An 18,910-nucleotide genomic window follows, 5' to 3' on the forward strand; every position below is an offset into this window, starting at 1 on the left:
TACAGTTAATTAGACTGCAGCCCTGCGCTACTAATAAAAAAAGGGTGGATGAGACCCATTACAACGTATAAAAAAATAGTTATTTCCCTTATTGCTATTGAACAAATAAAATGTTATGATAAAAATGGAATGGTATACAATTTTAAAATAAAAAATAAATAAAAAAGAGAAGGATACTAAGCTCTAAATGACCCGTTAGCTTTTCCCTTCCCCTTATAGTTACTTATCTATTTTTATGTATTATTCTCTTATACTCTTACTCCCCCAAAGGCTTCAGGCAGTCTTACCATTTTCTGTCCGAAGTTTATTTCTTGACATTATTTTTCTCTTTCTATCCTCTTCTCGATCCCTCTTCTTTTTACACTTATCACACACAACCTTATTCTTTGTCACTTTCCTAAACATGCACTCACAATCTTCACAAATCCAAGCTTCACTACCTAAATTTTCTTCAAGATTTCTAAATAGTACATCACCGAATGACTTCCACAAAGTTGACTTCTTACTATCAGGCTTCTCGGTATAAACATACTCGATTAGCATATCCACAACAGTATCTTCATCATTATTAATTTCTAACAATGCTTTCCTAATCTCGTCATACACATTCAACCTGGTTTTATTGTTCACATCCTGTAATTCCATTTGTTTACGAATAAAAGTCTTTTTCGCACGATTAATCTCATTGTATTTGTTGATAACCTGTTGATCCTTCTTCTTGACCTTTTTCTTTTTCATTAAGAATCGATAATCAAAGTCATCAACTACTTTTGAGAAATGGATTCTTTTCTTTTTAATTATGTATTCAAGCTTATTAACAGTGGTTATGTGCTCTAAGTATATTTGTTGGTCTTTTTCAGGCATAGTATCAAATATTTCATTATGTATGAGTGGTTCCACCTGATCCTCAGTCTTATCTTTGGCATGGATAAAGAAATGAGGTAACTTACCTTCAGTCAGTTCATTAATCCTGGCTTTCACTTCTTCTGGCACTTCCGGCATCCACAATGTTTTTGCATAGTCTATAATTGCGTTATTTATAAAGCAAAGTTGCTTCACTGTGTCTAAATCAATCTTGTTATGTGGAAGGTTAAATATTTTTGAGATTGAATTACTTACTTCTCCAATATTCTTTGAGTATGCTGCAATCAACGAATTATAAATACTTTCTTCGCTGATTTTTTCCTTTTTAGCAGTTGGTAAATCATAATCTAACGGTACGATACCTTCCATGTTACGCTTAGCTATGTAAGTATAAGTTGAATTACTAATTATGTGAGCTTCATCACCATCTACATCAAACATAAGCACCTTACTAATTGGATCATGGATGCTAGTATAAATGCAATTAGTGTCAAACCATTTACGTGTATTTGTATTCCTTACATTTTCACGTATAGCGTGCTCTTTGTATAAGTGTGGTGAGCGCAATACATCCAATGTTTTCTTATTATCATATAGTTGACAACTTACTTCTCCATTCTTCAACAGTCCTACTGGCTCATCAATGCCCTCAAATAAACATTCACAGAAAGCATATAAGTCAGGAGCTATGAAAGTACGTTTACTACCCTCTAACAATAACCTTCCTGCCTTAGCATCTTTATAAAGAGAATCCCTGGTATTCCTTACTGCCTCTTTACTGTGTTGATCATTTAACAACTCAGGATAAATAGTTAAAGCTTTTTGAAATTCATTCTTATCGTCTTCCTCTTTATTTACACCTAGAATACGTGTCATAACCTCTTTACTTTGACCGGTTTCAGCTATATCCTTGTTTGTCTTTTTTGCAAGTATCTTTAATTCTTTTGCACTCATATCATCCAGTGTCTGAAGCATCTGGTAGTTGGTAGGCTTATCAGGAAATTTGCTCTCCTCTTCTTTGCAGATAACAAATTCACAACCCTTTTTAAATGCTGACTTATACTCACCCCAATTATTGTAATATTTAGCTAATTTAAACTGACTTTCTGTAAAAATATACTGTATGTCTTGAGCAATAATATCCCACTCTTCACCGTAAATGTCTGTTACAGTCACATCATCTTTCCTCATCTTATCGGTTATAAAATCATCAAACGGAAATGGGATAAGTAAACCTTTAAAGTGAGGCATCCTAAACTGCAGACTCTTTTCTCTTACTTCAGGCAACATTATTCCTGCACCGTCAAGATGATTGATTGTAATCGATTTATTATGTTTTCGTTCAGGTTTAAAGGTTTTTTCATCTATGTAATCTACTGTCTGATTCTTTAGTACAGTCTCGAAGTCTTTAACGACAATCGCTCGGTCAATATCAAAATCTTTAAAGGGTATGCTGCTTGTCATACAAAGAGCTAAGTATGCGTTCATCTTATTTATGTTAATGCCATACTCTTCATTGCCTTCTTTATCTTCAAACTTCTTATTGTTGATTCTTTCTTTATCAATCCCACACCAGATACGGTTATGAAACGTTTCATCTTCCATTACACTTTTCTTAATAAATACTGATTTCTTATTTCGGATCATACCAGCACTTGAAGCAAAGTATTTAAAATGTTCTCCATCCTCATTAACAAAACCTTTGTGAATTAGATTTTCAAGTACCTTGTAATGGTAAGCTCTCACAATAACAATATCTTTCGTTGTTTCCTTGTCTTCTAACTCAAGTGTACGTGTAAGTGTTGACATAAACTGACTAATTTTATTCGTATCCTTAAAAGCATCTTCTCTAAGTATTCTCATATCTTCATTTTCTTCCAGCAGTTCATCTAATTCTTTTTTCAACTCATTGATATGTTCACTGATAAATCTCATCCTTCTTTCAACATTGACTTCATACTTTTTTAAACGGTTTCTGCAGACATAGCATCTCATCAACCTATTATGTATTGCATTCTCTTCCTCGTTATAAAACCCATCTGTACTGATGGAATATAGATAAATTTGTTCTTTTAGGTTACTCATCAATAAATTTCCCCTTTTTATTTTAGTAGTTTTTTCTAAATCGCCCATCTATCTTCGCTTCTATAACCAACTGGCTCTTCACCCCAAGAATTTTCGTCATCTGAAATTTCGCTATCATCAACGCTGGCGAATACATCATCCTGTTCTTGAGCAAACCTTTCAGAAGGATCTGTTGCCTTCTTATATTGATAAACCCATCCCCAATTATGTTTTTCCATTGCTTTTTTAAGAACAGAAGAAGGAACACCTTTATCCATGTACCGTTTCAGAAAAATTTCTGTTGATTCTCTATTCGTCTCCGCAAACTCATCAACTGTGCATTTCCACTTTTTAAACCAAGCAACATGCTCGAAGCTGTCACGTTTATTTACTTTTTTAACGGTTGTATGTATGAAGCCAGTCATATTTAATTCAATCAATAATGAGGTAACTGTATTGTTGTTAAATCCTAAACGGTCACTTATCTTGGAAATGTTCATCCATGCTTTTTTCTCTCCACCTAAAGCATTCGACCATTTACGAATAAAAAAGAATACTGTCAAAGCTTTTGAATTAAGATTCTTTTCGTAAATCTCATTTACAGTTTCAAAAGTAATATTGATGTATTTATCATCTTCTGTCACAGGAATATCTTGTTTGATTTCTTTAACAACTTCCTGCACAGTTTCAGGTGTATCAATAGCCTCTAGCTTCAATAATTTGTCGGTATGTACTTTTCCATAATCATCATTATTTTTATATATAGCCGACCAGTCTTTAAACGAATGGTTCTTTATGATGCCAAGTTTCTCAAAACGTTCAAGTAACTCAGCTATTTTGACTGGTGACAGCTTGGTACTAACATTTACATTAGTGTGTTGTTGCAGCTCACCCACACTCGTAATGAAATGATGCTTAGTAATATCCCCTTGGTGGACACGGAAACGGAAAAGCTGCAGATACAACTCCAAACCCTTTTCCTTTCCCATTTTCTGAAACACAGAATCTTTTCCGCCATCAAACCAACTGGATTTAATTTTTATTGACTCCAACGCAAAATTATCCATTAACAAAACTCCTCTAAAAATTTAGTATTTAAAAATTCACCAAAAACAAACAACAACAAATTTCAAATTGTCCAAGCGAAGGTTTTGACCTTGACCTAAGAAATGTTTTAAATTTGTCGGGGAAATTTACTTTCAACCGACGAGATATTATTTTTTAAATTATATAAAGAGTATTACTTTAAATTAATTAGGTTACGATTTTATAACTTTATCCAACATTTTAGATGCTTGACTGTTACACTTTTATAACTTTTTCTTTTTTAAGAATACCTAAAATCCTTCCAAACCGTTGATATGACAGCATTTCAACCAATAACCACTATACGTTACGATTTTATAACTTTTTCTGCTAAATATTGATCATTGCGCATCTATTTTATAACTTTTTCCTAAAATCGCTTACCTTTGCTCTTAAAAAATGCCTAGTTTTCTTGACCAATTATGTATAACCCTTGCCATGACTGACTTTTGACTGTTACGATTTTATAACTTTTTCATACTCACGCTCCCTTTTGTTATTAATCCTGGCATTATAATCATCTAGAGCTTTCAAAAGTTCAGGACTACGATAAAATAATGAGAATAACTGGTCAGTCTTTGCGTTTTTTGCCAAAGTCAATGGTTGAAATCCATATTGTCGCAAATGATCTGATAAATTTTTGCTGTAACAGAAAAGCAGACTTGATTTATCCATTAAGATCAACTCCATTTGATTATTGTCTTTCGTTTACGTATTGCTGGTAAGCACTAACTAACTTATCCGGCATATCACGTTTATCACGTTCCCATTTGCTCAAGTATGTATAATGACAACCTAATTCTTTTGCAGCCACTTCTAAACTGATACCGGCCCTTCTACGTTTGATCTGTGTTAGCTCTCTTTCAGTCAGTTCCATCCTTTCACCTCCTTTCACAAATAAGACAAAAAATAATAAATACGTACCCTCCCCACCTAAAAACCATTTTGATCTAGCAAAAACGCCTTGATCATCGTATTTTTTAATATGGCTAACTTACATAAAACAGACGATTTGATCGTTTTATTCGTCCTTATCTCTATCCATATCCTCCAAATACTCTTCAAAGTCTTTTAGAATCATATCGAAGTACAACTTATACACAACATCCAACCTTCTTTGTCTCTCTTCTGGAGAACGCTCCACTTGTACAAATGTATCTACAAAGGTGTATTCTTTTTGTTTGCCCATTTTTATCACCTCCTTTCAATTTCTGAATAAAAGAGTGATTTTAATTGAATTTAGATCTCCACTTGCATTTTAGATTGAGTCATATTATACTATCGGTACAGGTAGAAAATACGGTTTTCAGTAACCGCCTATTCAGTTATCAAGGTTCAACTTAAAATTGGATGCAAAAAAGTCAGAGATAGTCAAATAGACTACCTCATTTTGGCACGTGTAGGTAAAATAGCCCTACTATATATTATAGCGGATTTTCTATTTCACGCAACTAAGTATGCGTGTTTTTTTATTACTATTTTGGTCTAAATTACTCTCCCTACAACTATATTAGTATTTGGGAGGTGATTACATGTTTGACCCAAATGAAAAAGATTATGATTTTATAGATGATTTACATGAGATTTTTGATAAAGGTGAGCAATTATAATATAGAGCTATCAGCAACGCTTTCTCCTTTATCAACTCTTTCCACCTCAAAATCAGTTGTTTCATGGATAAAATCAATTAAGACTTCGATCATTTTGTCTTTTACTGTAGACTCTGTATTTTCTTCAATTGTAACTACGCATTCAGAAGTATCAATGCTGTTCATTTTCTGACTCCCTTCCTACTTTCTTATAACTTACCTGACTAGTTTCTTTTTAATTTGATGCTCCGTGTTCTCGTTAACATACTCAATAATCATCTCAAGAAGCATGTCCTTGATAGTGTATTCTGAGGACTCATCAACAATAATTTCGCAATTTGAAATATCAATCTCACTCATTTCGTCCATCGCACCCCGTTTTAACACACTTTTCCATTACTAATTCTCTCCCTTATTTTTTTCTACTCGAAAATCGGATGTTTCATTAATATAATCGATCAATAATTCTAGAGCCTTATCTCTGAAAGTGTAGGAGTGGCTATAGTCGATTTCATGGACACACTCACTCATCTCAACTTCTTTTCCCATTATTACCCCTCCTTGAACTAACGTTATCCCTCACATTGTAATTATCCCATAAATAATGAGCATCTTAACCAAGTAATTTATGTAATCTCTAGTTGTAAAAGGCACTGGTTAATCATAAAGTATGCTCTAACAATGTTTTATAACGCTTAGACTTTCCATTTCTCTACTATGAAGTCACTCGGACATAACCATACTTCTTCCTGCAGCTCAGGGATATATGCAAGATATAATTTTGAGAACTCATCTTCATCTTGTTGAACGATTACCGCTTTATAACCATTCGCAAATGCAGCTGTGTCATCAGCTTTTTCAATTAAGATTTCTTTTGTAATCACTGTTTCCTCAACTAACGCTTCAAATGATTCTACCTCGTTTAAACCCATCATTTTTTTGTCCATTTTCATTTCCCCTTATCATTTAGTTTTTAAAGTAATACTAAAAGTTCAACTTATTGAACTAAATTAATCATACACCCTCCTGGAAAATAAAACAACCCCTTCTCGTACAATTTCTTGAACTTTAAGTATAAAAAGTTAGCAAAGTGTATTATACTAAGGATTGTGGGGTGATAATATGGCAAAAGAAAGACGCAAGGCAACTACGATCATGCCAAGTTATAAACCATTTGAAAAAACATTGATTGATAAAGGGATTAAGAAACAGGAGTTAAGAGATAACTTAGGTATATCGCCTGCAACCTTTTCGAAAATGAATAAAAATGGCTATATAGCATTAGATGTAATTGCTGTGATGGTAGAATATTTAGACTGTGATATCAAAGACGTAGTTGAATTTGTTCCTATAAGTAAACAGCCCTAACTTTAAGTTTAGGGCTGCTTTTTTATGACTTAATTTGTTGTATATCCTTGCTGTTACCAGACTTATAAATCAGCGCTTGTTAGAATTATAATTCATTAATGGGCTTGCTGACACAGCTTTGTCCAATAATTGCTGATCTGTAATGGATCTTAAATAATTTTCAGTTACAGTTGTTTCTGAATGGCCTAGCAACCTGGAAATTGTATATAAGTCCAAACCTCCTACACTGTCATATCCAATTAATACAGACACTGCATAGAAGTGTCTAAAAGCATGGGGGTGTACCCTCTTTTTAATTCCTGCAAGCTCTCCAGCCCTCTGTATGACGTTATACAGCCCTACATGTGATATCTCCCCAGCTTGATACGACAAAAAGTAACGATCAGCTTTAATACTCTTATCTTCAAAATACTTTTCTTTTAAGCGTTCGTATCGAATTAGAATCTTTTTAAGTGCCGGGCTAATAGAAACCATTCTTTCTTTATTTCCTTTGCCACTAACCAGTATAGAACTGTCCCTTACATCGTTCACCCTGAGACTTCTTATTTCTATTGATCTTAGCCCACAATCCGCAAGCATGGCTATTATGGCTTTGTTTCTAGCTTCTAACATTGTTTTAGTGCTAAAAGCATTGATCATGGCATTCACATCTTCATAGGTAAAACCTTCTACCACCTTTTTTGGAACTTTAGGGAGCGCAACTTTTGTCATTGGATTTTCGTTCAAGTATTCTTCGGAAATGCACCAATTCAAAAATGCTTTTACGTTCTTTGCCATTGATACAATACTTTGAGGTTGTAAGTTATCTAATTGTTTGCTCCGTACATATGCCTTCATATCGTGAACAGTAATGTTTTCAACCTCAGTGATTCCCCTTCTTTCTTTTAAAAATGTATTGAATTGTTTGTACTCCTGTCTTTTATTTTTCATTGTCTTGGCAGTATATCCCCTAGCCATACAGTGATACAGATACTCCTCGATTAAATCAGTAACTAATTCCATACAAAAAAGCCACCCCTCTATTTAGATTTTTGGTTAATAATCTAATAAGGAAAGTGGCTCTTTTGAAAGATAAAGCATATTCTTCTGAGATCGCCAAGGATGATTAAGCATGTACTAAAATTGCACCTTTTCACATCCATATTTAGAATAATATACTTAGCTCAAACCTTGTTATATCAATGTTTGAAGCAATTGTTATTTGGTCTGCTGGTTGTTCATTGCACGCATCATCTGATTGATCTTCTTCTGCGAAGGCTTCTGGCCCATCTGCATCATCATCGTGCGCAGCATTTGTTCATTAATCGGCGGGTTCTTTTTCAAATAGTTCATCATGTACTTTCTAGCAATGAAGAAGCCTAAGGCTACGCCACCAACTAGAGCTAAAACCGCAATGATGATTACCCATACGATGCCCAAAGTCATATCAACGTCTTCCTCCTTCGTGTTGTCTCCCATAACAGTATAGTAAAATGCTCAAAGGAATACAATAGAGCATTTTACGATAACAGACGCTGACGTATAAGAGGGGAAATCCATCCGTAATGTTCTCCGCTTTCTTCAATAATAAAAAACGACTGATCACACATTCTTAGCGGTTGAAATAAAACCCTTTCTGCCTGCCAGAGGCTGTCACACTGAAATAGACAACAGCAATTCTTACCATCTAGTATATCACAATTTATTTCACAATCGAATAATCTCTCTTTCAAATTTATATGGTTTTCATGAATTTTTTTAAGCCAGTCATAGAAAGAGAAATGGGTCGTTATGTAATCCAGCTGCTGCATAAGCTGCTGCATATAATTACTTGTCCTTATGCTGCCTTGACATTCTTCAAAGAACCTTTTCAGCAGATCTACTTTATAGTAATAGTTTTCACTAACTTCGCGTTTTACTGCATAGACTGTAAACTGCATGTGACCATCCCCCCTTTTAAAAAATTATAACGAACAAGGGAGGAGTAGTTTGTCACATTATGTCCACGTCCAAGAAATTGTTTTGTCAAAATTTCTTTCTTAACAGTAAACTACTGCACCCAGGGGGATGCAGCAGCCTGTCTTTCTATTGGTTTAATAACTTCTCTGCTTGTTTCACGACATTATTTACAGTGAACCCAAAATTCTCGATAATGGTGTTTCCTGGGGCAGAAGCTCCAAAACGGTCAATTCCAATAACCGCTCCATCAAGACCTACATAACGTTCCCATCCAAAGGAAGCACCCATTTCCACAGCTAGACGTTTTCGAACGTTGTCAGGCAGTACCGCTTCTTTGTAATCCTCATCCTGTGCATGGAAACGATCAAAGGACGGAACACTTACTACACGAACGTCATGACCTTTTGATTTTAGCTCTTTTTGTGCATTTACGGCAAGTTGCACTTCAGAACCTGAAGCTAATAGAATTCCATCCGGCGTTTCTTTATCCGAATCGACAAGTACATAAGCTCCGCGTTTTACACCTTCATAAGCTTTTTCTTTAGTACCTTCGAGTGTTGGAAGACCTTGACGAGTCAATACAAGAGCATTAGGTGTAGTATTTGATTCTAATGCCAATCTCCAGGCAGCACTAGTCTCGTTTCCATCTGCCGGCCGAACCACACATAAGTTAGGAACTGCTCGTAGTGAAGAGAGCTGTTCGATAGGTTCATGAGTCGGCCCGTCTTCCCCTACTGCAACAGAATCATGAGTTAATACGTAATTAACAGGGAGATTCATTATAGCGGATAGACGCAGTGCCGGACGGAGGTAGTCACTAAATACGAAAAATGTACCGCCGTAAATTTTTAAACCGCCGTGAAGTGCCATTCCGTTCAGAGCCGAAGCCATAGCAAATTCACGTACACCAAACCAAATATTTCGCCCTGCGTAATTATGACGGGAAAAATCTTCCTCTTCTTTTACTGCTGTTTTATTTGAACCAGCTAAGTCAGCACTTCCACCAAAGAAATAAGGGATTGCTTTGGATAGTGAATTAATTACTTCACCAGATGCTGCCCGAGTGGCCAGCTCATCTTTGCCGGGTTCAAAGACAGGTAAGCTTTGTTCCCATCCTTCAGGGAGTTTACCTTCTTTCGCTGATTTAAGCTCCTGCGCAAGCTCAGGGTACGCCTGTTCATATTCGCTGTACAGATCATTCCACTCAGCTTCTTTTTTAGAACCGTTTTCTTTAACTTTTTGACTGAAGTCTTCGTACACTTCTTGAGGTACGTGGAATGGTTCGTGGTTCCACTTGTAATATTCTTTAGTTGCAGTTACTTCATCTCCACCTAAAGGAGCACCATGTGACGCAGACTTCCCAGATTTATTCGGCGAACCATAACCAATCACTGTTTTCACTTCAATCATTGTCGGCTGATCCGTGTTTTGCTTAGCATTCTCAATGGCTTTTGTAATTTCGTCAATATTCGTTCCATCCTCAACACGGATAACCTGCCATCCGTATGCCTCATAACGCTTTTCCACGCTTTCACTGAAGGAACGGTTTAAATCTCCGTCTAAAGAGATGTCATTCGAGTCATACAGCACGATAAGTTTTCCTAAACCTAAATGACCTGCTAAAGAAGCTGATTCCTGAGACACGCCTTCCATTAGGTCTCCATCACCGCAAATAGCAAAAGTATAATGATCCACGACATTGAAATCACCGCGGTTATATTTTGCAGCTAAATGCGCTTCTGCCATTGCCATCCCAGTGGACATGGCAAGACCTTGTCCAAGCGGCCCTGTTGTAGCCTCTACTCCATCGGTATGGCCGAATTCCGGGTGCCCCGGAGTTTTCGAATCCCACTGACGGAATTCCTTTAGGTCATCAATGGAGACATTATAACCGGAAAGGTGAAGCAGGCTGTATAACAGCATAGATCCATGACCAGCAGATAACACGAACCGGTCTCTATTAAACCAGTCAGAGTTCTCAGGATTATGGTTCATAAATTGAGTCCATAGAGTATAAGCCATAGGAGCTGCTCCCATCGGCATACCCGGGTGTCCTGAGTTAGCTTTCTCTACGGCATCAATCGTCAATGTTCGTATCGTATTAATAGATTTCTGTTCAATACTGTTTTCCAAAATAAATTCCCCTTTCTACTTCGCGTATGTACCATGTATTATCGTATAATGAAATGAAGTACGTGACAAGTTTCACAACGGATTTTCTTTGAAAGTCACTCATTTAACCTTCCCTTGAGGGATTAAAATTAAACAAAAACCGCACTGGAATAAGTGCGGTTAACCGTATATTAATGTTTTTTCTCGTTTTCCTGCATTTGTTTTAACTTTTCAGGCGTTACATCATTACCTTCAGGATCAACGACCGTCATTCCTTTAAGCTGATTTTTGAAGGATTTGCGGACATTATTCAAATATTCCTGTCTAAGCTTCTGCTGCTCTTCTTTTTCCTGCTGAGTAAGCCCTTGTTCTTTAGATTTATGAGACAATTCATTAATTCGATTTAATTTTTCATTGGAAATCATAAGAACTCTCCTTTTATAAGAGGATATAAAGAAAAGACAAGTGCCGATTAGACGCTTGCCTTTATATATAATAACGCTACTCGTCTTGTTTTTCAAGCGAGACATATTCCTTGTACCTTCTATGTACAGTGGCCTTGGAAACCTCAAACCCGAGGCCTCTCAGAGTTGCTGCAATTTCATTAAAGGTAAGCTTATTGCTTCTAAGTCTAACTACTTCCTCGATTGGAAACTCTACCCTTTCCCTTCCTGGTGATAAGTGCTGATTGGAAAGGTTGCTGTGGGGGTTATAACCATTTTCTACCGCTTTCTTCATTCCCCGTCGAATTTTCATATTATGAATTTTCCGCTGATATTCTTCAACGATCGCTACTATTTGCAACACCATAGAGTCGGATTCAGACATGGTAAGCTCACCATAATCTGTAAGCGAGAAGATCTTAACGTTTAACTTCTGAAGCTGATGAAACAAGGCTATTTTAGTGTTTCCCCGTCCGAGTCTTGTTTCGTCTTGAATGAATAACACATCTGCACGTTTCTCTGAGAATTGGTCAAGCATACGGAATACACCTTCGCGTTCAATCTCATATCCGCTTGCCTTTTCTTCTATGCAATCAACAATTTCAACTGATTTACTTTCAGCCAGGACTGTTAATTCTGACCTCTGTCTTGAAAGAGAGCTCACCTGCTCTTCTTTGTCGGTGCTTACTCTGCAATATAAGATAGCTTTCATTTTCCATTCCTCTTTTCATAAAGCTTCTGCGCTTACACGCTAGTTACCATGGAATAGTATAAGAAAGCTAAGCTCGCTGCAAATAATAAAATGTACGTGACGTCCAGTTTTGAAAGTTTATTGAACATATCAAACACTCTCCCTTTTTAGAACAAGCGTTCTTGGAAACGTTTGTTCGCGTTTGTTAATTTTATTATATACGAACTAACGTTCCTGTCAACTACTTTTTTCGAACGCTTGTTTGTATTTTTTGAAAACTCATGATAAAATGAAACTACTATAATCCTATGTTCGAGGTGTTTAAATATGAGTAAACTATCAAAAAGGCAGCAAGAAATACTAGATTACATTAAAGAACAAGTATTGTTAAAAGGGTATCCGCCATCCGTAAGGGAGATTGGGCAGTCCGTCGGGCTAGCTTCAAGTTCTACTGTTCACGGTCATTTATCAAGGTTGGAAAAGAAAGGATTTATTCGTAGAGACCCAACAAAACCAAGAGCAATAGAAGTAATTGAATTGGAAGAAGATTCAAGTATACCCCGCACAGAAGCTGCCTACGCACCCGTTATCGGTAAAGTAACGGCTGGCTCTCCAATTACTGCAATTGAAAATATTGAAGAGTACGTGCCGCTTCCCGACTCTTTAGCCGGAGGGGATGATAATACATTTGTTTTGGTGGTACAGGGTGAAAGTATGATTGAGGCAGGAATATTAAATGGGGACATGGTAATTGTCAGACAGCAGACGACGGCCGACAACGGGGACATCGTAGTCGCCATGACTGAAGATGAAGAAGCTACAGTGAAACGCTTCTTTAAAGAAAGAAATCACATTCGACTGCAGCCTGAGAATGCAACGATGGATCCAATTATTTTAAACGATGTTTCTATATTAGGCAGGGTCGTTGGTTTGTACCGTACAGTACATTAAGGTTTAAAAATTAAAAAAAGCCTCACGTTCTTATTTTTAAGAACGTGAGGCTTTTTTTAAGTAAAGTTACACCCCTTGTCATTAGGACAAGGGGTGTGGTGTGCAATTAATAAGTCTGTAGATACTGCTCTCTCTCCCAAGGGTGCACTTGCGTACGGAACATATCCCACTCAATTTCCTTAGCTTCAAGGAAGTGCTCAAATAAGTGCTCACCTAAAGCGTGAACCATAACTTCATCTTTTTGAAGCTCTTCTAATGCATCATAAAGCGTAGCAGGAAGGTCCTGAACACCATGAGCTTCACGTTCCTTTTTGTTCATAACATAAATGTTACGATCAACTGGAGATGGGGCTTCAAGCTTGTTTTCCACGCCATCTAAGCCTGCAGCAAGCAATACGGACATTGCCATATAAGGATTTGCCGCCGGGTCTACACTGCGTACTTCAATACGGGTGCTTAATCCGCGGGAAGTTGGCACGCGGACTAACGGGCTGCGGTTTTGTCCTGACCAGGCTACGTAGCACGGGGCTTCATATCCCGGCACGAGACGCTTGTAAGAGTTAACAGTAGGGTTGGTAACAGCTGTAAAGTTTGTAGCATGCTTAATGATCCCTGCTGTAAACTGGTAAGCTACATCGGATAACTGCTCTTTACCATTTTCATCGAAGAAAGCATTGCCGCCTTCATTAAATAATGACATATTTGCATGCATACCGGAACCATTTACACCGAACAATGGCTTCGGCATGAAAGTAGCATGAAGCCCGTGCTGACGAGCAATTGTTTTAACAGCTAATTTAAAGGTTTGAATATCGTCACAATGCTTAACAGCATCAGAATATTTAAAGTCAATTTCATGCTGACCTGGAGCAACTTCATGGTGGGACGCTTCAATTTCAAACCCTATTTCTTCCAATTCCAGAACGATATCACGACGACAGTTTTCACCTAAATCTGTAGGTGCTAAATCAAAATATCCACCCTTATCATTAAGTTCCAGCGTCGGCTCATGGTTTTCATCTAATTTGAACAGGAAGAATTCAGGCTCTGTACCAATATTAAACGCAGAAAATCCAAGCTCCTCCATCTTCTTAAGGTTACGCTTAAGATTGTATCTAGGACAGCCTTCGAAAGGCGTTTTATCAGGGTTATAAATATCACAAATAAAACGGGCCACTTTCCCTTTTTCTGAAGTCCATGGAAAGACAACAAATGTATCCAGATCGGGTACTAAGTACATATCAGATTCCTCAATACGAACAAAGCCTTCGATTGAAGATCCATCAAACATCATCATCCCGTCTAACGCTTTATCCAGCTGACTTAGCGGAATCTCCACATTTTTAATTGTGCCCAGCATGTCTGTAAATTGCAGACGGATGAATTTTACATTTTCTTCATCAATTTTCTTGAAAATTTCTTCTCTTGTTAGTCCCATTCTACTCCTCCTAATGCAGCAATTAATGGAAGAATCTTGACATTTCTCCCTGCCTTAAACTCATTTTTCCTTGTCTTCCCGCGGTGAATAATTCTTGTTGCAGCATACGACGAAGCTCGCGGTCGGTAAGTTCATTATGAACTTCTTCCACTTCTTTTTCATCGTAAGGTTCGTTCTCCGGCTGATGAGTAATTGACAATACTTGCTTAATTCCAGCCATGTTAACGCCTTTCTCAATTAACGACTTGATCTCAAGCAGACGATCAACATCATTAAACGAGAAAAGTCGGCGGTTGCCTTCTGATCTTGCTGGATTTACAAGCTGATGTTGTTCATAATACCTGATTTGCCGGGCTGAAAGATCAGTTAGTGATTGCACAATCCCCATCGGGAACAACGGCATGGAACGACGAATTTCGTCACTCATCGATTTGCCACCCCCAAACAGAAATTCTACCTTCATTATACGTTAAGTCGATAATATGTCAACAAATGTGACAAAACTTCACATCATAATTTTTAAAAAATTTCGTCAAAAGCTCACGAATTAGTTGAGGTAAGGCTTAAACTATTCTCCAGCGCCTTCACAACAGCTATTTTAACGTGTGAATAAGTTAAGCCGCCCTGAACAAAAGCTGTGAAAGGCGGGCGGATGGGACCGTCAGCTGTAAGTTCGAGACTTGCCCCCTGAATAAATGTCCCTGCAGCCATGATAACTTCGCTTTCATAACCAGGCATGGCACTTGGCTGTGGAGTAACATGTGAATTAATTGGAGAGGAAGCCTGAACAGCCTGACAGAAAGCAATCATCTGCTCAGGAGTGTCAAACTTGACGGATTGTATTAAATCAGTACGTTCTTCTTCAAAGGATGGGGAAGTAAGAAATCCCTTTTCCTCAAGAAGCTTAGAAGTGAATATAGCTCCTTTTAATGCTTCTCCAACCACATGAGGAGCTAAAAATATTCCTTGATACATTTCCTGCAGTGAGTGCAGACTCGGACCTGTTTCTTTACCAAGCCCCGGGGCTGTTAATCTATAGCTGCATTGTTCAATTAAGTCAGTCCGTCCCGCAATGTATCCCCCTGTCCTTGCAATCCCTCCACCGGGGTTCTTGATGAGGGATCCAGCGATTAAATCGGCTCCGGCTTCTAAAGGCTCTCTTTCTTCTACGAATTCCCCATAGCAGTTGTCTACAAAGATGACGACGTCTTTCTTCATTGATCTTACAGCTTCAATCATTTTTTTTATTTTTATTAGTGAAAATGATGGACGATCGGCATAACCTTTTGAACGCTGGATTGCAACCATTTTTGTCTTACTGTTAATAGCTTTACCCACTTCAGACTCATTAAATTCACCGTTTTCCTTCAAAGGAATAGACTTATATGTAATACCGAAGTCACGAAGAGAACCTTTATCCTTTTTATTAGAAACGCCAATAACCTCTTCTAATGTATCGTACGGAGCGCCGGTAATATATAATAATTCATCACCCGGCCGAAGCACCCCGAAAAGAGCTGTAGTAATAGCGTGGGTACCAGAGATTAATTGAGGGCGTACAATGGCGTCCTCCGCTTTAAAAATTTCAGCGTACAAAGCTTCGAGCTTATCACGTCCGAAGTCATCGTATCCGTACCCTGTTGTAGGGTTAAAGTGAGAATCAGACACTCTTAATTTTTGGAAGGCTTCTAATACTTTCTCTTGATTGGCATCAACAATAGCTTGTACATGCTGATGCTGGGGCATTATCATATTTTCAACATGTTTTACGAGTTCTTTCACTATCATCTTCCTAACTAATTAAACTTGCTTTCAGAGGGTGTGCCGGGTGAATATACCCCTCAATGTAGTAGCCCTCCCGTTCTTCATTAAAATGCAGCGAAGAAACAATAGAATGATTTTTTATCTGTTGTATCTGTTTTCCGCTAGAGGCTTCAACAAAGGTATAATAGTATTCCCATTCCTCGGTGAGTACGGTTTCAATTTTAGCTGTAATTCGATTAATGTCAATCACATCCTGAACACTTGCCGTAACGTAAGGGTCAGCATCAGGAATAAACAAACCGTCCACGAGATCCATTTTATTGTAAACTGTCAACTTCGGTAAATGGGAAGCATCTAGATCTTCAAGCAGCTTGTTTACGGTTTTCTCCTGATCCAGGTGGTCAGGGTGTGAAGCATCTACTAGATGAAGAATAAAGTCTGCTTCCGTTACTTCTTCCAGCGTGGAACGGAACGCAGCAATAAGGGTGGTAGGTAAATCCTGAATAAAACCTACGGTATCCGAAAGAAGCGCCTGAAATCCTGAAGGAAGATTAATCTTCCTCGTTAAAGGATCTAATGTAGCGAAAAGTAAATCTTCTTCATAAGAATCGCTTGAAGTTAACCGGTTAAAAAGAGTAGACTTACCTGCGTTTGTATATCCAACAATGGCAATTTGAAATGCGAAGTTTTCATCTCTTCGTTTGCGATACTGCTCGCGCTGCTTCACAACTGTTTTCAGTCTTCTTTTAATATCGTCTATCCTTCTCTGGATGTGACGCCGGTCTGTTTCAAGCTTGGTTTCCCCGGGACCACGTGTCCCGATCCCTCCACCAAGTCTTGAAAGCTCTGTACCCTGACCCGCCAAACGCGGGAGTAAATATTGAAGCTGAGCAAGTTCAACCTGCATTTTCCCTTCCTTCGTTCTGGCACGACTTGCGAAGATATCAAGGATAAGCTGACTTCGGTCGATCACTCTACGTTCTAAACGGTCACTTATATTTCTCAGCTGACCCGGCGACAGTTCATCATTAAAGATGACAAGAGAAGCTTCGTATTCATCAGCTGCTGATTTTATCTCATCTAATTTGCCTTCACCTAAATAAGTTGCAGGGTGGACGTGTTCGCGATTCTGAACGATCACTTCACTGACTTCCCCTCCAGCTGTTTCAGTCAATGACTTTAATTCCATTAATGAAGACTGAAAACGTTCCTCGTCTTGTCTGGGTTCCTTTCTTGCTACAAGAATAACTCTTTCTCTATTCACATTCACTACCACCTTTTTGCCTTGATGTATTAAGGGTATAGGTCAAAATGAAAGTCAGATGGCTCTAACATCATTAAGTCTTTTCTATTCCAGTCTACCCGATTCGCCATACGATAAGCATGCTTGCGCACCGCATCTTCAATAAGGTTGCGTACATAACGAGCATTTGCAAAATTTCGAGGAGGATCGCAGCTCACCATTGCTAAATGATCATACAGCTTTCTTTCAGCTTGAGGTGTTAAAGCGTAATCCTTTTCAACAAGCATAACTTTTGCAATTGCGGAAAGCTCTTCAGCTGTATAATCATGAAAATTAAGCTGCAGAGGAAACCTTGAAGCCAAACCTGGATTCATCGTTAAGAATTGTTTCATTTCTAATGGATACCCTGCAAGGATAATGATCAGCTGCTCATGGTAATCCTCCATACATTTAACTAATGTATCAATAGCTTCTTTACCGAAATCCTTTTCCCCACCGCGAGCCAGTGAGTAAGCTTCATCTATGAATAATATTCCCCCAAGAGACTTCGTTATTAAATCTTTCGTCTTTTGAGCAGTATGGCCAATGTACTCTCCAACAAGCTCTCCTCTGTCTGCTTCTATAAGATGCCCGCTCTCTAATACGTCCATTTCCTGAAACAATTGAGCCACTTTCCTAGCTACGGTCGTTTTCCCTGTCCCGGGGTTCCCCTTAAAAATCATATGTCGAACCTGATGGTTACCTTTCAGACCCATTTCTTTTCTTTTCTGTTCAATTAAAACCTGTGCGTAAATTTCTTTAATTTGATGTTTTAAATCTTCCAGCCCTACAATTGATGAAAAATAATTCTCAATAAACCGAAAATAAGGGGCATGAACCTTTGGCTCAGCCTGCACCGCAACATTCTCTTTTTCTCTATAATCTTTTTTTAGAACTATATTAATCTTATTTTGGCTTTTTATTCTAGCTTGTTGATCCACACAAATCCCTCCTTGCTTCCTTGTATCATACGCCGGAAACAAGGATTCGTGACAATCGCCTAAATTCATAGAAAAACGAGCGCGATTGATGCGCCCGTTTCAGTACTTATATTCGCTTTAATAAAAAATCTCAAGTATTATTGCTCTTTATCAAGTGCAATATTTTTTGCAGGTGCAAAGGTGGAAATTGCATGCTTAAATATTAATTGCTGTTTCCCGTCGGTCTCAAGCAGGACGGTGAAATTATCAAAAGCTTTGATGACACCCCTTAATTGAAAACCATTAAGTAAAAACACGGTCACCTGGACTCGGTCTTTTCTTAATTGATTTAAGTAATTGTCTTGAATATTTACAGTCTGCGCCATACATCTTCCTCCTC

Annotated in this window: 22 protein-coding genes; 2 read left to right on the top strand and 20 right to left on the bottom strand. The window is 37.9% G+C overall.

The features are described 5' to 3' along the window. Window positions 1-273 precede the first annotated feature (273 nt). From LF822_RS03530 to LF822_RS03565, 8 genes are all read right to left on the bottom strand, one after another. A complete protein-coding gene (locus LF822_RS03530) occupies window positions 274-2,997 on the bottom strand; it encodes a hypothetical protein (protein WP_253922574.1) in 2,724 nt (907 codons plus the stop codon). Next, entirely contained in the window at window positions 2,985-3,995 is a 1,011-nt protein-coding gene (locus tag LF822_RS03535) for a hypothetical protein (RefSeq protein WP_253922575.1), read from the bottom strand. The genes LF822_RS03530 and LF822_RS03535 overlap by 13 nt, the downstream gene beginning before the upstream one ends. Before the next feature lie 475 nt (window positions 3,996-4,470). Next, window positions 4,471-4,689, bottom strand: a complete 219-nt coding sequence (locus tag LF822_RS03540; protein ID WP_253922576.1) for a DUF5659 domain-containing protein — start codon at window positions 4,687-4,689, stop codon at window positions 4,471-4,473. A gap of 19 nt (window positions 4,690-4,708) precedes the next feature. After that, window positions 4,709-4,891 (bottom strand): helix-turn-helix domain-containing protein, encoded by a 183-nt coding sequence (locus LF822_RS03545; RefSeq protein WP_253922577.1) that lies wholly within the window; start codon window positions 4,889-4,891, stop codon window positions 4,709-4,711. 144 nt (window positions 4,892-5,035) lie between these two features. Next, window positions 5,036-5,203, bottom strand: a complete 168-nt coding sequence (locus tag LF822_RS03550) for a hypothetical protein (protein WP_253922578.1) — start codon at window positions 5,201-5,203, stop codon at window positions 5,036-5,038. 415 nt (window positions 5,204-5,618) lie between these two features. Further along, entirely contained in the window at window positions 5,619-5,789 is a 171-nt protein-coding gene (locus LF822_RS03555) for a hypothetical protein (protein ID WP_253922579.1), read from the bottom strand. A 213-nt stretch (window positions 5,790-6,002) separates the two neighbouring features. After that, window positions 6,003-6,152, bottom strand: coding sequence for a hypothetical protein (locus tag LF822_RS03560; protein WP_253922580.1), 150 nt, complete (start codon window positions 6,150-6,152; stop codon window positions 6,003-6,005). A 146-nt stretch (window positions 6,153-6,298) separates the two neighbouring features. Next, window positions 6,299-6,550, bottom strand: coding sequence for a hypothetical protein (locus LF822_RS03565; RefSeq protein WP_253922581.1), 252 nt, complete (start codon window positions 6,548-6,550; stop codon window positions 6,299-6,301). 175 nt (window positions 6,551-6,725) lie between these two features. Here LF822_RS03565 and LF822_RS03570 point away from each other — a divergent pair, with 175 nt between their 5' ends. Further along, a complete protein-coding gene (locus LF822_RS03570) occupies window positions 6,726-6,971 on the top strand; it encodes a helix-turn-helix domain-containing protein (RefSeq protein ID WP_253922582.1) in 246 nt (81 codons plus the stop codon). A 69-nt stretch (window positions 6,972-7,040) separates the two neighbouring features. Here the strand turns inward: LF822_RS03570 and LF822_RS03575 are convergent, their stop codons facing one another. The 6 genes from LF822_RS03575 to LF822_RS03600 all read right to left on the bottom strand — a co-directional run bounded on the left by LF822_RS03575 (window position 7,041) and on the right by LF822_RS03600 (window position 12,176). Next, window positions 7,041-7,973, bottom strand: a complete 933-nt coding sequence (locus tag LF822_RS03575) for a tyrosine-type recombinase/integrase (RefSeq protein WP_253922583.1) — start codon at window positions 7,971-7,973, stop codon at window positions 7,041-7,043. Window positions 7,974-8,168: 195 nt separating this feature from the next. Next, the gene (locus LF822_RS03580; RefSeq protein WP_371925817.1) at window positions 8,169-8,396 is read right to left on the bottom strand and encodes a YneF family protein; all 228 of its coding nucleotides are present in this window, start codon (window positions 8,394-8,396) and stop codon (window positions 8,169-8,171) included. A 74-nt stretch (window positions 8,397-8,470) separates the two neighbouring features. Continuing rightward, window positions 8,471-8,890 carry a sporulation inhibitor of replication protein SirA gene (gene sirA / locus LF822_RS03585; RefSeq protein WP_253922584.1) on the bottom strand — a complete coding sequence of 140 codons (420 nt, stop codon included), beginning with the start codon at window positions 8,888-8,890 and terminating at the stop codon, window positions 8,471-8,473. Between the two features lie 145 nt (window positions 8,891-9,035). Further along, on the bottom strand, window positions 9,036-11,042 hold the full coding sequence (gene tkt / locus LF822_RS03590) for a transketolase (protein ID WP_253922585.1): 2,007 nt from the start codon (window positions 11,040-11,042) through the stop codon (window positions 9,036-9,038). A 170-nt stretch (window positions 11,043-11,212) separates the two neighbouring features. Further along, window positions 11,213-11,446, bottom strand: a complete 234-nt coding sequence (locus LF822_RS03595; RefSeq protein WP_253922586.1) for a DUF896 domain-containing protein — start codon at window positions 11,444-11,446, stop codon at window positions 11,213-11,215. A 76-nt stretch (window positions 11,447-11,522) separates the two neighbouring features. Then, the gene (locus tag LF822_RS03600) at window positions 11,523-12,176 is read right to left on the bottom strand and encodes a YneB family resolvase-like protein (protein ID WP_253922587.1); all 654 of its coding nucleotides are present in this window, start codon (window positions 12,174-12,176) and stop codon (window positions 11,523-11,525) included. A gap of 306 nt (window positions 12,177-12,482) precedes the next feature. On the opposite strand from LF822_RS03600, the gene lexA reads away from it, so the two are divergent. After that, window positions 12,483-13,106: a transcriptional repressor LexA gene (gene lexA, locus LF822_RS03605; RefSeq protein WP_253922588.1), complete on the top strand. Its 624-nt coding sequence runs from the start codon at window positions 12,483-12,485 to the stop codon at window positions 13,104-13,106. 106 nt (window positions 13,107-13,212) lie between these two features. Here the strand turns inward: lexA and glnA are convergent, their stop codons facing one another. From glnA to hfq, 6 genes are all read right to left on the bottom strand, one after another. Continuing rightward, the gene (glnA, locus tag LF822_RS03610; RefSeq protein WP_253922589.1) at window positions 13,213-14,544 is read right to left on the bottom strand and encodes a type I glutamate--ammonia ligase; all 1,332 of its coding nucleotides are present in this window, start codon (window positions 14,542-14,544) and stop codon (window positions 13,213-13,215) included. A gap of 22 nt (window positions 14,545-14,566) precedes the next feature. Next, window positions 14,567-14,971 (bottom strand): MerR family transcriptional regulator, encoded by a 405-nt coding sequence (locus LF822_RS03615; protein WP_253922590.1) that lies wholly within the window; start codon window positions 14,969-14,971, stop codon window positions 14,567-14,569. A gap of 113 nt (window positions 14,972-15,084) precedes the next feature. After that, complete coding sequence (locus tag LF822_RS03620; protein ID WP_253922591.1) at window positions 15,085-16,332, bottom strand: methionine gamma-lyase family protein; 1,248 nt, start codon at window positions 16,330-16,332, stop codon at window positions 15,085-15,087. A gap of 4 nt (window positions 16,333-16,336) precedes the next feature. Beyond that, a complete protein-coding gene (gene hflX / locus LF822_RS03625) occupies window positions 16,337-17,572 on the bottom strand; it encodes a GTPase HflX (protein WP_253922592.1) in 1,236 nt (411 codons plus the stop codon). A gap of 29 nt (window positions 17,573-17,601) precedes the next feature. Next, window positions 17,602-18,531, bottom strand: coding sequence for an AAA family ATPase (locus tag LF822_RS03630; protein ID WP_253922593.1), 930 nt, complete (start codon window positions 18,529-18,531; stop codon window positions 17,602-17,604). A gap of 137 nt (window positions 18,532-18,668) precedes the next feature. After that, complete coding sequence (gene hfq, locus LF822_RS03635) at window positions 18,669-18,896, bottom strand: RNA chaperone Hfq (protein ID WP_253922594.1); 228 nt, start codon at window positions 18,894-18,896, stop codon at window positions 18,669-18,671. Window positions 18,897-18,910 lie beyond the last annotated feature (14 nt).

It is taken from the genome of Halobacillus sp. A5 (assembly GCF_024189315.1).
Taxonomy (GTDB): domain Bacteria; phylum Bacillota; class Bacilli; order Bacillales; family Halobacillaceae; genus Halobacillus_A.

Excerpts from the sequence above, each read along its gene's own strand:
- LF822_RS03530 (WP_253922574.1), bottom strand. The coding sequence starts at position 2,997 with ATGGGCGATTTAGAAAAAACTACTAAAATAAAAAGGGGAAATTTATTG.
- LF822_RS03535 (WP_253922575.1), bottom strand. The coding sequence starts at position 3,995 with ATGGATAATTTTGCGTTGGAGTCAATAAAAATTAAATCCAGTTGGTTT.
- LF822_RS03540 (WP_253922576.1), bottom strand. The coding sequence starts at position 4,689 with ATGGATAAATCAAGTCTGCTTTTCTGTTACAGCAAAAATTTATCAGAT.
- LF822_RS03545 (WP_253922577.1), bottom strand. The coding sequence starts at position 4,891 with ATGGAACTGACTGAAAGAGAGCTAACACAGATCAAACGTAGAAGGGCC.
- LF822_RS03550 (WP_253922578.1), bottom strand. The coding sequence starts at position 5,203 with ATGGGCAAACAAAAAGAATACACCTTTGTAGATACATTTGTACAAGTG.
- LF822_RS03555 (WP_253922579.1), bottom strand. The coding sequence starts at position 5,789 with ATGAACAGCATTGATACTTCTGAATGCGTAGTTACAATTGAAGAAAAT.
- LF822_RS03560 (WP_253922580.1), bottom strand. The coding sequence starts at position 6,152 with ATGGGAAAAGAAGTTGAGATGAGTGAGTGTGTCCATGAAATCGACTAT.
- LF822_RS03565 (WP_253922581.1), bottom strand. The coding sequence starts at position 6,550 with ATGGACAAAAAAATGATGGGTTTAAACGAGGTAGAATCATTTGAAGCG.
- LF822_RS03570 (WP_253922582.1), top strand. The coding sequence starts at position 6,726 with ATGGCAAAAGAAAGACGCAAGGCAACTACGATCATGCCAAGTTATAAA.
- LF822_RS03575 (WP_253922583.1), bottom strand. The coding sequence starts at position 7,973 with ATGGAATTAGTTACTGATTTAATCGAGGAGTATCTGTATCACTGTATG.
- LF822_RS03580 (WP_371925817.1), bottom strand. The coding sequence starts at position 8,396 with ATGACTTTGGGCATCGTATGGGTAATCATCATTGCGGTTTTAGCTCTA.
- sirA (WP_253922584.1), bottom strand. The coding sequence starts at position 8,890 with ATGCAGTTTACAGTCTATGCAGTAAAACGCGAAGTTAGTGAAAACTAT.
- LF822_RS03595 (WP_253922586.1), bottom strand. The coding sequence starts at position 11,446 with ATGATTTCCAATGAAAAATTAAATCGAATTAATGAATTGTCTCATAAA.
- LF822_RS03600 (WP_253922587.1), bottom strand. The coding sequence starts at position 12,176 with ATGAAAGCTATCTTATATTGCAGAGTAAGCACCGACAAAGAAGAGCAG.
- lexA (WP_253922588.1), top strand. The coding sequence starts at position 12,483 with ATGAGTAAACTATCAAAAAGGCAGCAAGAAATACTAGATTACATTAAA.
- glnA (WP_253922589.1), bottom strand. The coding sequence starts at position 14,544 with ATGGGACTAACAAGAGAAGAAATTTTCAAGAAAATTGATGAAGAAAAT.
- LF822_RS03615 (WP_253922590.1), bottom strand. The coding sequence starts at position 14,971 with ATGAGTGACGAAATTCGTCGTTCCATGCCGTTGTTCCCGATGGGGATT.
- LF822_RS03620 (WP_253922591.1), bottom strand. The coding sequence starts at position 16,332 with ATGATAGTGAAAGAACTCGTAAAACATGTTGAAAATATGATAATGCCC.
- hfq (WP_253922594.1), bottom strand. The coding sequence starts at position 18,896 with ATGGCGCAGACTGTAAATATTCAAGACAATTACTTAAATCAATTAAGA.